Source organism: Spiroplasma endosymbiont of Andrena trimmerana (assembly GCF_964019575.1).
Taxonomy (GTDB): domain Bacteria; phylum Bacillota_I; class Bacilli_A; order Mycoplasmatales; family VBWQ01; genus Spiroplasma_E.
On sequence record NZ_OZ026455.1, the window covers coordinates 812,472 to 825,469 of the forward strand.

The window sequence follows — 12,998 nt, forward strand, 5'->3', positions numbered from 1 at the left end:
GGAACATTAAAAATGTTTATATTACCATTTCCCAATCATTTTGATTGAGACAAACACGATTTTATTCAAGATGAATTAAGTTTAAAACAAACAGAAGAACTATTTGCAAAAATAGATGATTATTTATGAAGTATATGTGATAAATCTGAATATAAATCATATAGATTTAGAAAAAGAAAATTAAAAGCAAAAAAAGGTTTATTAACTTATAAACGACGTATTTGTACACATTATAACAAAAAAACACAAAAAATTGAATACGTATCTTTATTAGAGAATTATCTTGGTGTTAAAAAATATAGCAAACTTGCACCAAATGTTATTAAACAAATTTTAAAATATTTTGCTGATGATAAAAAATATCGTGATGTTTGCGATACTTTTATTGAAGACTTAATAAGTACTAGTACAGTTTGTAGAACATATCAAAAATTTGAATTACCAAAAGTTAATATTCCTAAAATTGTATTACAACCAAATCAAACATTATATATTAATATTGATGATGGACATCGAAAATTTAAATTTAATGAAAAACACAATACTAAAAATTGTAAAAAATGTTCTATGAGATTAATAGTATTTTGTACTGGTAAAAAGAAAAATGGAAAATTAATTAATAAAAGAGCTGCATGTCAAATAAGAGTATCAAAAACAGAAATTGGTGCTGAAAAAACTGCAAAATTAATTGAAAAATATGGTAATTTATTTTTTGAAAACTTTGATCAAGCAAATTTAATAGTTTGTGGTGATAGTGCTAAATGAATTAGAAAAACTGCTACAATTTTAAATGCTAAATTTATTTTAGATAAATTTCATGCTTTTCATGTTTTATTTCTTGGTATAATGGCAGGAAGAAGAAAAAATCAAATTGCTAAATTACACTATCAAAATGCAATAAATTTATTTGAAAAAGGTCAATATTATGAATTAATTGATTTTTTACAATCATTAACTTTACAATATAAAAAATTAAAAGTTGGTTATTTTATTAATGCAAAAGATGGTGTATTAAACCAAGCATTAGTTGAAAATATTGGTTGCTTTACTGAAACTAATATTAAACAAATTTTAAAGAAAATGATTGGTGATAGAACCTATAACATTGATATGTATACAAAAATGGTTAATTTTAAATGCTATCAAATAAATACTGCCATCCAGTTATTATAAATTAAAATTAAAGATTTTAAAAAACCAAAAATAAAATAAAACTTGCTGAGTTATACTTGTAAGTGCAAGTAAATAAAATTGCAAAAAATTCTCATATAAAAATTTCATAATGCTAAATTTAGTTTAGAAAAAAGTAAGGAGTTTTTATATGAGTTATAAACATCTTGGCATAGATGAAAGAATTTATATTGAGAATCAATTGAAATTTAAATTTAAAATTAGTGAAATAGCTAAAAATCTTAATCGAAGTATTAGTACTATTATTCGAGAAATTAATAGAAATAAAGATAATAATCATTATTTTTCATTAATTGCACAAAATAAAGCTGAAAATCGAAAACAATCACATATTAGTTTTCATAAGTTTAAAAATAAGAATTTAGTAAAATATGTACAACAAAAATTACTATTAGGTTGATCACCTGAACAAATTTATGGCAGAATTAAAAATTTTCATAAAGAATGAGTTATTAGTTTTAAAACAATTTATACTTGAATTTATTTTGGAATGCTTGATAAAGTTACTAGTAAAAATTTAAGAAGAAAAGGTAAAAAACGAAAATCTAAAGAAAATCGTGGCAAGTTTAATGGTAAATCAATTAAAGAACGAGATATAAATGTTAATGATCGTATAACACTTGGTCATTGAGAAGGAGATACTATAGTATCATCACGAGGTAAAAGCAAATCATGTTTAATAACTTTAGTTGAAAGAGTATCACGATTTACTTTAGCAATATTAGTTAAAAACAGAACTACTAAAGTTATTAATAAAAATGTCAGTTATTATTTATCAATTCTTCCTAAAAACATTGTTAAAACTATTACTTTTGATCGTGGCAAAGAATTTTCAAATTGACAACAACTTGAAAAAAATTTAGATGTAAAAATTTATTTTGCCAATCCATATTCACCTTGACAAAGAGGTACTAATGAAAATACTAATGGTTTAATTAGAGAAAAATTTCCTAAAAAATTTATTTTTTCAAAAACTAATAAAAATGAAGTTCATAAATTTATATTGTCTTTAAATCAAAAACCGAGAAAAATACTAAATTATCTTTCACCAATCGAATATTTGGATAGAAAAATAATTTAGTTGCACTTACCTTTACAATTTAGCACTTATTAAAAAAATTTTAATAAGAATTTTTGAGTTATAAAAGTAAGTATTATTGTTGACTAATATTTTTCAAGTGTTAAGATTAACATACAATTGCATATTGAAGTCAAAATTATTCTCGTCTAACTTTATAATTTTCAGACAAATTTAAATCTTATTGACATCTTCGGTACGCTCCCAAAATTTTCATAATATATACTGTCCTTTCTTTTTAGAGATAAAAAAACCACTTACTTTCAAAAATAAAGTAAAGGGTTAAAAATTTATATTCTTTATAAAGATATCGATTATATGTAGTACTAGTAGTTGTAGTTTTTCCTGTCTTGTAAGTTCTAGTAATCTTTTCTAAGGTTGTTCCACAATTAAAATTTTTATCATTAATACTACCAATAATAACTTTTTCAGTTCAAACACGATGATTAAAATCACTACCAATAACTAAGAATTTTTGTGGTACAATGGTAAAATTATTAGTAACATTAGTAATTTCAACTGCTTTAAAAGTAGAATTAACTGCCATTTTTAAATAATTAATATTATATTCTAAAAATTCTCGTTTTATTTTTTTAGAAAAAGTTTGTCCAACTGTTACTAACAATGTTCCAACTAAAATAAAAATAATACCAATAATAACTATTACTAAATAAAATGTGCTAGACACTTTTTCAGGTAATAAACTACTCAGAAAAATTATCCCTAACATAATAGTAAAAAAACCTAATGCCAAAATAATATAAGCAATAATTTTATATACATTGCTTATAAACATTCGCTTAAAGGAAGTATTTAAAATCTTGTTATAAATTGAATGTATATTTTCTTTAATAATTTTTAATTCATTCTCATTAAACTTTATAATACTATTATTTCTGCTCATTTTTCCTCCCATATATTAATTTATTAAAATAATTATACTTAAAATTATTATTTTTACTATCAACTTAACCATTAATATCTTATAATAACATTTAGAATACTAAAATATAGTAAGAATTTAGGAGAGAAAGATATGGAACTTACAATTAATATTTTATCTTGGATTGGAGCAATTTTAACTAGTATTGTTTTAATTCCTCAAAGTTTTAAAATAATTCGCACCAGAGATACAAAATCATTATCATTATATATGTATATTATTTTTGTACTATCAGCAATAACATGAATTATTTTTGCAATATTGTCTAATCAACCTGCTATTATTACAACTAATACTATTGTATTATTTTTTGCAAGTATTATTTTAATTCTAAAAATTAATAATATTTTTAGAAAAAAAGAAAAACCATAGTTTCAATTAGGTAATAAGAATTAAAGGATTTTCATTAATATATTTAATTCATCATTTAAAACCATGACTACCATTTTCATCAATTACTAAATTAGTAGTAATTTTTCTATTAGTTAATATTTTTTTTAATTCAATAGTATTACTTTCATAATTTGTTACTAATTTGCCTTCAAAAAACTTTGGTTCTTTTTTTCCTACCCATAGTTCAACTATTAAAGGTTGATTATTATTTAAAACTTTAGTTTTTAAATCTTCAATAATTTGTGAATTAAATCAAATTGCTGGCGAAAATAATAATAATTTTGTAAATTGTAATTTTGATAAATATAACATTTGTAAACAAAAATATGCTCCCAAAGAACAACCAATGGCATTTAAATTTTTAATTTTTAAATTAAACTTTTTAATAACAAATGGTATAACCTCATTAATAATAAATTCTAAGTAATTTTTACCATTACCACCAAGAAAATCAATGTTACTTTTTTTTAATTCAGGAAAATATTTTGTCATTAATATTTTTACATCATCATTGGTATAAGTTGCTAAATCATTAAAACGAGTCATATTATTGGTACTACCAATACCAATAAAAATACAATTACTATTATTTTCAAATAAAATATTACTATTACTATTAAGTAACATATCTTTACCATCAAAAACTAAATAAACTTCATAAGCAATATTTTGATCATAAATAGAAGGTAAAGCAATAATAATATCTTTATTAATGTTTAAAAATTTACTTTTAATATTTTCAACTTTTATATCATAATTATTCATATTTTTTCTCCTTAATTTATTGATAATTTCCTAACAAAGAATAATTCATTATTCTAATATAAAAATTAAAATTAGTTTGTTCTAAGCGCATAGCACATTTAACCAATTCATCTAAAATTATCAACTTATTAGTAAATAAAGTTTCATATGAAAAAAAAGCTTTTAAATTTAAATCAGTACTATCTTTTGTCAGCAATGTTTTTCTAGTTTCTAAATCCAACAAGTAAAATAACATTAATAAACTTCCAAACTCATAATTATTTTTTATGTTTGTTTCATTCTTAGTTAAATTAATAAAAATATTACCACTAATATTTACCAATCTTTTAATTATGAGCAAACTTTCTTTTTTCAAATTAGAATTATTTACCAAAAAATCAGGTAATACTACTTTTGAAGTATCATCAAACCAAACTTTTATTTGGTCTTTACATCCAAGTAATAATAAAAGTTCCTTGGCATTTTGATAATCATCTAACTGTTTTTCTTGACGCTTAAAAGTAGGAATTAAAGCAGAAATAGTTAATATAAAATTTGCAACTAATCTTAAATATTCTTTATAAGAAATTTTATTAAAATATAAATAAACACTTACTATTTTCATAAACATTAAATTTTGATTACTATTAAATATTAAGTTATAAGTATTACGATAATCTTTTGCTTTTAAATGACCTAATTTTTTTTTAATTTCGCGCTTAAAAAAATAATTACTTTTTAAAAGCAAAAGATGGTTAAATAATCGATATTCGGGAATCATTTTTTACTTCCAATCTAATTATATATTTTTAAATTTAATCTTAAAATAATTATAACATTGAAATAAATAAGTACATAATGTTACTTATTTATTATATTTAATTGCCAATAATATCATTGATAATTAATTATATTTAATATATAAAAATAAAAAGTTATTTTAAATAATAACTTTTTAAATTCATTTTTAACTGCTAAATTGTAAAGGTAAGTGCAACTAAATTATTTTTCTATCCAAATATTCGATTGGTGAAAGATAATTTAGTATTTTTCTCGGTTTTTGATTTAAAGACAATATAAATTTATGAACTTCATTTTTATTAGTTTTTGAAAAAATAAATTTTTTAGGAAATTTTTCTCTAATTAAACCATTAGTATTTTCATTAGTACCTCTTTGTCAAGGTGAATATGGATTGGCAAAATAAATTTTTACATCTAAATTTTTTTCAAGTTGTTGTCAATTTGAAAATTCTTTGCCACGATCAAAAGTAATAGTTTTAACAATGTTTTTAGGAAGAATTGATAAATAATAACTGACATTTTTATTAATAACTTTAGTAGTTCTGTTTTTAACTAATATTGCTAAAGTAAATCGTGATACTCTTTCAACTAAAGTTATTAAACATGATTTGCTTTTACCTCGTGATGATACTATAGTATCTCCTTCTCAATGACCAAGTGTTATACGATCATTAACATTTATATCTCGTTCTTTAATTGATTTACCATTAAACTTGCCACGATTTTCTTTAGATTTTCGTTTTTTACCTTTTCTTCTTAAATTTTTACTAGTAACTTTATCAAGCATTCCAAAATAAATTCAAGTATAAATTGTTTTAAAACTAATAACTCATTCTTTATGAAAATTTTTAATTCTGCCATAAATTTGTTCAGGTGATCAACCTAATAGTAATTTTTGTTGTACATATTTTACTAAATTCTTATTTTTAAACTTATGAAAACTAATATGTGATTGTTTTCGATTTTCAGCTTTATTTTGTGCAATTAATGAAAAATAATGATTATTATCTTTATTTCTATTAATTTCTCGAATAATAGTACTAATACTTCGATTAAGATTTTTAGCTATTTCACTAATTTTAAATTTAAATTTCAATTGATTCTCAATATAAATTCTTTCATCTATGCCAAGATGTTTATAACTCATATAAAAACTCCTTACTTTTTTCTAAACTAAATTTAGCATTATGAAATTTTTATATGAGAATTTTTTGCAATTTTATTTACTTGCACTTACAAGTATAACTCAGCAAAGATATAAAAATTAATTTAGGAAAAATTAATCATAACGTTGATAACGAAATTAAAAGTGCCATAAAGAAAAAATATCATAATTTTAAATTATCAGAAGTTTATTTATTGGATAAATCTAATTACTCACACTTTATTGGCTATTTTGAAAAAAAATAATTGTTGGTACTTTTAGTCCCTATTCTTATGGTTTGACAAAACCAACTTTTACCTATGTAACACAAGATAAATTTAATGAAATTTCAAATATTATAGCAAATGATTCAAAAGTTAAACAATGATTTGCACATATAAATGAATGAAATTCTACTTTACCACAAGCAATCAATAATTCTAAAACATTTAATCCTCAAGCATTATATAATTGAAAAAGACAAGAAAAAGAAATAATAAAAGGTTATATAAGAGATTGAAGTTATATTTCAACTTTAATTGAACATGAATTAAAGTTAGATGAATTAAACAAAAATATTCAAGGAATCAAAGCAGATTTTGAAACTTTAAAAAAACAAGTTAATGAACTTGACAACAGACTTCTAAATCTAGAAAATAAATCAAATTTAAATTGTGAAAACACATTAACTATTGTTAATGGTGCTTTAAATACTATTCCCATAAAAAGAATTTTATCTAATTTTAATTTGGTATTATTAGTATCCATATCTTCAAGGATGGTTTTTATTTGGTATATAAACCTTTTTAGTTTTTATCAAATCTTCTTTGATAATTGGTTTTGGTGCTATTTCTTTTAATTCATATATTTGATGATTATAACTAAGATATAACTCATTAATAAACGATTTAAGTACAATTACATCAGTTCTAGGTTGTATGTATTGAACTTTGCTATTTTTATAAGGAAAATACTTTTTACCATAATATGTTATAGTTGAACCACTATCCGTTTTTCTTTTAGAAAATCTTGAAAGATAAATATTTATTTCTTCTTGGTTTGGAGCTTTAATCATAGCAGATTTATTATTATCAATAGGTAAGGCAAATTGCTTATTAAAAATACTTATATATATTTTAAGAAATTGATTAGCTTCTTCTAAATTTTTAATTTTATTAAGTCTAAGTTCACTAATTAAGCGACTTTGAAGTGTTCCAAATAAGCGTTCGATTCTACCCTTAGCTTGTGGAATGGAAGTTCTAATAATTTCAACACCTAAATCATTACAAGACTTTTGGAATTGAGTATAAGTATCATTTTCCGTGTTTATTTTGCCAGCATCGATTTGTTTTTTATATCCAAAAACTGTTCTATTATCAGTATAAAATGTTTTTGGTATGCCATATTTAGTTAAAATTTGATAAAAAACATTATAATAACCATCTAATGTTTCTTGATGATCAAATCATAGTCCGACAATATTGCCTGTAGCATCATCAATTGCAGCATGTAAAAAAGCTTTTGGTTTATCCTTACCAAATCAATGATGATTACTTGCATCCATTTGAATTAATTCACCAAAATTTGTTCTTCGGTTTCTTGTAGGATGCAAGTTATTTTTCTTATTTTTATGTCTTTTTGGTGAAGTAATTTTTTCTTTAATTAATATAGTATAAAGTGTACTATATGAAATTTTAATTTTTTCTTCATTGTTTAATTTCTCATGGAAATGTTGAAAATTAAAATTATAATATTTGGTTTTATATAAATTTATAATCTTAATTTTGATTTCAAAATTTGTTGTTTTATTAGAAATTTTATTTCGGGATTTATGAATAAAACCAACTTTACCTTCTCTATTGAAAATTTGAATTAATTGGTTAATTCTTCTAATAGTTAGGTTAAGTTTATTCTTAGCTTGATGTTTAGATAATTTATTAATAATAATGTCATTTATAATATTAAACTTATATTTTTCTTTCATAGTCATGCTTCTTTCCATATTTATCACCAAGTATATTTAACTTTACTTTTGGGAAATTTTTGCTCGATAACTAATAGGAAATTATCACTAAATAATGACAAAATTATGGAAATTTGTTGTAAAAAAGACAAAATTTGATAACATATAATTATTATTGAGTTTATATCACCCATTACTTTAAATTAAAGTAAATGGGTTTTTGTTTAAAAAAAGGAGAAAAAAGAATGGCTGATAAAACAAATTTGCAAACATTTCATCAAATCATTAAACAACAAAGAATAAATGATATTTTAAATAAGTCAGAAATTGCTATAAAAGCAAGACATGGGGGCTTAACAATAAGATTTGAAAAAAATAAAAAAAATATAAATAATACTGAATTTACTAGTTCTTTTAATTCAAGTCAAATATCACAAACTAAAATAATTGAAAATGGATCACAAAAGTATAGATATAATTCTGTAACAATTTTAGATCTTGATAAACAAATAGCAAAGAAAATAATAATTGAAGAAGCAAGAGCACACAGAATATTAAATTTACAAAAAGAAAATAATGATGAAACTTTAAAAATTGAATTTGAATTAAAAAAAGCAAAGGAAAATTTAGAAAAAATTAAAAATGCAATAGTTAGTGGTCAATTATTTGGTAAAAAAACGTTAAAGAAAAGAAAAAGAGAATTAGCCAAATATGAACATGAAATTAAAGAAAAAACAACTAGGTTAAGGAAATTAAAACAAAGAAAAGAACAATTAAATGAATATCAAAAGATAAATAGCAATATCCAAAATGAATTAAAAAATGATATTAAACAATTTTTAAATAATGATGAAAAGAACAAAACCAAAATATTAACAAAAAATAGAAAAAAAATAAAAAAACTAAAAATTAAACTTAATAAAATTAACATTCTACAAAAAGAATTAAAATATGAAAATAAAATATTAAAATTAGAAAACGAAATTAAACAAGAAAAAATTGAAAATGGTAAAAAAGTTAAACAAATATATGAAGAAATTTTGACAATAAATAATAATTGTTATTATATAACAACTTTTATACATAATAATCAATCAATTTCAGAAAAAATAATGTTTTTTCACAACTTTGATAATGATAATATACAAATATTAACGCAAACAAAACAATATAAAAATTTAAGTCAATACAAAAATGATCTTTTATTAATAAATAATAATAATAATTTTGATAGAATACCAATCAAAGAGTTTATAAAAGAACAAACAGAATGTAAAGAAAAACCATCTATAGCGGAATTCACAATGTGGGGTGTTATTTCAGTACTTTCTGTTGGTGTTCCAATATTGATTTCTTGTTTACCCTTTGTAAGGAGGGAAATTGCAACAGAATTAAAAGACAAACTTATAGTTGGTTTAATTTCAATTACGCTTGGCTTATTTATTAAAACTGCTGCAACAACAGTTTCAACTGCAATAAAAAAAGTTGATTCATGAATTTATAATAAAATGTTTAAAAATCAAGAAAAAATTGAAAAAGATAAAAAAGAATTTAAAACAATAATTAGAGACTTGACAAGTGATAAAGTAGAAACTCAATTAGAAAGACAATTTAATATTTTAAAACAAGAATTAGATAATAGGAAAAAGCAAAAAATAAATAAACTATTAAGTAATAAAATAACGTGAGAAAATCCAGATAAAGCAAAACCAACAGTTACTAATCCTGTTGCTAAAAATTTTGATTTAAGTGTTATAGTTAATTCTTCTGATATACAACCCCCAATTAGTCCAGTAACAAAACAACGAAGTTATTCAATATAAAATATTGTTTTAAAAATAATTTTAATAGTTTTGTTAAAAAGAGTAAAATTATATATTTTTTATATTTACATTTATAAAAAATATATAATTTTACTGAGTATTTAAAGGGTAGAAAAAATATTCAAAAAATAATAAAGGAAGTAAAAAAATATGCCATGAGAACCATATGAAAAATGAAGTACAAAAGATAAAGATTCACTTGCAAAAAAATTAGATGAAGTAAATAATAGTTTTGGAAAAGAAAAAGAAAGAGAAAGACGAGGAAAAGTTGCTGCTACATTCGAAGAAAGTAATAAAAATAAGAACATAATAAATGATAAACCTTTAGTAAACATAGATAATAATGCTACTACTAAAGTTGCAAAATGTATTATTTTATAAATAATTAAAAACTACTTAATTAATTAAGTAGTTTTTAATTTAGTTTCATGATAAAAGAAAAAAGAAATTTTATATTTTAGAAATTAAAGATGATAGTTAAAACTTGTTAATTTGAGTTTTACCTTATGTTATAATCAAATTAGAGGTGGACTATGGAATGCTCTTTACTAACCATAAAACTAATAATATTTTAATATTAGATGAAGAAGATAGTAAACATCTAATTAAAGTATTACGTCATAAAATTAATGATGAAATAGTTATTATTCATCAAGAACAAAAATATTTAACAAAAATTATTGAAATTACATCAGTTATTAAATGCGAAATTATAAAAACAGTGCCAAATAGTAATTCAGAATTAAGATGTAAAATCACATTAGTAATATCGTTATTAAAAGAACAAAAATTTGATTTAGTCATTCAAAAAGCAGTAGAATTGGGAGTTTATCAAATTGTGCCATTGCAGTTAAAACGATGTGTTAGTATTTTAACGAGAACAAAAGCAGAACAGAAAGTTTTACGTTGACAAAATATTGCAAAAGCTGCTGCCAAACAATCAAATCGCAATTTAATTCCGATTGTTACACCCGTTGTTTTTGATTTAAAACAATTAGAACGATATCGGTCTCATCTTAATTTGGTTGCATATGAAAATTCATCAGAAACTAGTTGGATTAGTCAAATAAATAATAAATTATCATCAATAACAATTATAGTTGGACCCGAAGGAGGAATCACTAAGGAAGAAATTGCAACTTTAACACAACTTAATTTTAGTAATATTAGTTTAGGAAAATTAATTTTACGTGCCGAAACTGCACCTTTATTTTTAATGTCAATCATTAATTATGAAACAAGTTTAAAAAGTTAAAGCAGTTCAAGATGATTAGAATTGGTATTATTGGAACTGGAAAAATTGTTCAAAGATTTATAAAGCAAGCGTTAACTAATAAAAAAGTTAAAATAACTTGTATATATTCAAGAAGTTTAGATAAAGCAGAAACATGAGCAAAAAAATATAATATTGCCCATAGTACTGATGATTTAAATAAAATGATAGAACATATTGACGCTATTTATATTGCTTCACCAAATGGTTTGCATTACGAACAAAGTAAATTATTTTTAAATAATAATATTCATGTTTTAGTAGAAAAAACTATTACTTTTACAGTTGAAGAAGTTAAAGACCTAATTTCTTTAGCAAGAAGTAAAAAAATAATTTTATTAGAAGCTTATGTTACTGTTCATTTACCTATTTTTTCTAAATTAAAAAAATTAGTTCATGAAATAAATCCAGAAGTAGTTAACCTTAATTTTAATCGTATTTCTTCAAGAATGCCATCAGTTGAAAAAGGAATATATGATTCTGTTTTTGATAAAGATTTTGGTAAAGGTGCAACTTATGATAGTTTAGTATATCCATTACAATTAGTATTGTATTTATTAGGTAAAGTAAAAACAGTTAAAGCGATGGCAATTAAATTACCTAATGGTGTTAATTTAAGTAATCATGTTATTTTGAAGCATGAAAATGGAACTATTACTACTATTACTTGTAGTAAAGGAGTAACCTCTTATGCACAAAGTGAATTTATAGGTCATAATAGTAGTCTTGTTTTATCACAAGTTCATCCATTAAGTGGAATTAAGGTTTATACTAAAAACGGAATAAAAGAAATCGCAGATAATACTAATGAAGAAAGTTTAATGACATATGAATTAAATGATTTTGTAAAAATGATTAAAAATAAAGATTATTTAAGTCGAGATTATTGATTAAATCATAGTTTAATGAATCTTGAAGTTATTGAAGCAATTATTAAAAGTGAAAATGAATTAGGAGTTGAAGTTTATGAAAAGTAATATTAATTTAAATGAATATATTGATCATACATTATTAAAACCAGAAGCAACATTATCAATGATTGATACATTATGTAAAGAAGCTAAAACTTATTATTTTAAAGCAGTTTGTATTAATCCATTTTATGTTAATCGTGCTGTTACTTTATTAAAAAATAGTAATGTTAAAGTATGTACAGTGGTTGGTTTTCCATTGGGTGCCAATACTAAACAAACTAAAGTAGCAGAAACAATTAATGCGATTAAAGATGGTGCTCAAGAAATTGATGTTGTTATTAATATTGGTGCATTAAAGGATAATGATCAAAAACTTGTATTGCAAGATCTACAAGCAGTTCGTAATGCATGTCCACAAAATATTATTTTAAAAGTAATAATTGAGTGTAGTTTATTAACAACAGAACAAAAAATTATTGCTTGTCAGTTAGTAACTAAAGTAAAAGCAGATTTTATTAAAACTTCAACTGGTTTTGCTAATGGTGGTGCAACGGTTGCTGATATTAAATTAATGAAAGCAAATATTGGTCCTCATGTTGCAATTAAAGCTTCTGGTGGTATTAAAAATCAAGATGATGCAATGGCGATGATTAATGCTGGTGCTACTAGAATTGGTACTAGTAATGGTGTTGCTATTATTTCAGGACAAGAAACTAAGGGTGGTTATTAAT

14 protein-coding genes are annotated in these 12,998 nt (G+C 22.2%); 9 read left to right on the forward strand and 5 right to left on the reverse strand.

Annotated elements, in window-relative coordinates; translation table 4 throughout:
* Positions 1-12: 12 nt before the first annotated feature.
* The gene (locus AACL03_RS04785; protein ID WP_339039626.1) at positions 13-1,173 is read left to right on the forward strand and encodes an Mbov_0401 family ICE element transposase-like protein; all 1,161 of its coding nucleotides are present in this window, start codon (positions 13-15) and stop codon (positions 1,171-1,173) included.
* A 148-nt stretch (positions 1,174-1,321) separates the two neighbouring features.
* Complete coding sequence (locus tag AACL03_RS04790; protein ID WP_339038665.1) at positions 1,322-2,272, forward strand: IS30 family transposase; 951 nt, start codon at positions 1,322-1,324, stop codon at positions 2,270-2,272.
* Positions 2,273-2,507: 235 nt separating this feature from the next.
* On the opposite strand, the gene AACL03_RS04795 is transcribed toward AACL03_RS04790, so the two are convergent.
* Positions 2,508-3,173, reverse strand: a complete 666-nt coding sequence (locus AACL03_RS04795) for a hypothetical protein (RefSeq protein ID WP_339039628.1) — start codon at positions 3,171-3,173, stop codon at positions 2,508-2,510.
* Positions 3,174-3,305: 132 nt separating this feature from the next.
* Here AACL03_RS04795 and AACL03_RS04800 point away from each other — a divergent pair, with 132 nt between their 5' ends.
* Positions 3,306-3,584 (forward strand): SemiSWEET family sugar transporter, encoded by a 279-nt coding sequence (locus AACL03_RS04800; protein ID WP_286641432.1) that lies wholly within the window; start codon positions 3,306-3,308, stop codon positions 3,582-3,584.
* A gap of 6 nt (positions 3,585-3,590) precedes the next feature.
* Here AACL03_RS04800 and AACL03_RS04805 read toward each other — a convergent pair whose 3' ends face one another.
* The 3 genes from AACL03_RS04805 to AACL03_RS04815 form a co-directional block, all read right to left on the reverse strand.
* Entirely contained in the window at positions 3,591-4,370 is a 780-nt protein-coding gene (locus tag AACL03_RS04805; protein WP_339039631.1) for an alpha/beta hydrolase-fold protein, read from the reverse strand.
* Positions 4,371-4,386: 16 nt separating this feature from the next.
* Positions 4,387-5,130 carry a hypothetical protein gene (locus tag AACL03_RS04810; protein ID WP_338959250.1) on the reverse strand — a complete coding sequence of 248 codons (744 nt, stop codon included), beginning with the start codon at positions 5,128-5,130 and terminating at the stop codon, positions 4,387-4,389.
* 216 nt (positions 5,131-5,346) lie between these two features.
* Positions 5,347-6,297 carry an IS30 family transposase gene (locus AACL03_RS04815; RefSeq protein WP_339038665.1) on the reverse strand — a complete coding sequence of 317 codons (951 nt, stop codon included), beginning with the start codon at positions 6,295-6,297 and terminating at the stop codon, positions 5,347-5,349.
* Positions 6,298-6,592: 295 nt separating this feature from the next.
* Between AACL03_RS04815 and AACL03_RS04820 the strand changes: the two genes are divergently transcribed.
* A complete protein-coding gene (locus AACL03_RS04820) occupies positions 6,593-7,153 on the forward strand; it encodes a hypothetical protein (protein ID WP_339039633.1) in 561 nt (186 codons plus the stop codon).
* On the opposite strand, the gene AACL03_RS04825 is transcribed toward AACL03_RS04820, so the two are convergent.
* On the reverse strand, positions 7,052-8,296 hold the full coding sequence (locus tag AACL03_RS04825) for an ISNCY family transposase (protein WP_339038937.1): 1,245 nt from the start codon (positions 8,294-8,296) through the stop codon (positions 7,052-7,054). The genes AACL03_RS04820 and AACL03_RS04825 overlap by 102 nt on opposite strands.
* 206 nt (positions 8,297-8,502) lie before the next feature.
* On the opposite strand from AACL03_RS04825, the gene AACL03_RS04830 reads away from it, so the two are divergent.
* From AACL03_RS04830 to deoC, 5 genes are all read left to right on the forward strand, one after another.
* Complete coding sequence (locus AACL03_RS04830; RefSeq protein ID WP_338980771.1) at positions 8,503-10,080, forward strand: hypothetical protein; 1,578 nt, start codon at positions 8,503-8,505, stop codon at positions 10,078-10,080.
* A 150-nt stretch (positions 10,081-10,230) separates the two neighbouring features.
* Positions 10,231-10,461 (forward strand): hypothetical protein, encoded by a 231-nt coding sequence (locus AACL03_RS04835; RefSeq protein WP_338959629.1) that lies wholly within the window; start codon positions 10,231-10,233, stop codon positions 10,459-10,461.
* Between the two features lie 157 nt (positions 10,462-10,618).
* Positions 10,619-11,335, forward strand: coding sequence for an RsmE family RNA methyltransferase (locus tag AACL03_RS04840; protein WP_339039635.1), 717 nt, complete (start codon positions 10,619-10,621; stop codon positions 11,333-11,335).
* 11 nt (positions 11,336-11,346) lie between these two features.
* Positions 11,347-12,330 (forward strand): Gfo/Idh/MocA family oxidoreductase, encoded by a 984-nt coding sequence (locus AACL03_RS04845; protein WP_339039637.1) that lies wholly within the window; start codon positions 11,347-11,349, stop codon positions 12,328-12,330.
* The gene (gene deoC / locus AACL03_RS04850) at positions 12,320-12,997 is read left to right on the forward strand and encodes a deoxyribose-phosphate aldolase (RefSeq protein ID WP_339039639.1); all 678 of its coding nucleotides are present in this window, start codon (positions 12,320-12,322) and stop codon (positions 12,995-12,997) included. Before AACL03_RS04845 ends, deoC begins: the two co-directional genes overlap by 11 nt.
* Position 12,998 lies beyond the last annotated feature (1 nt).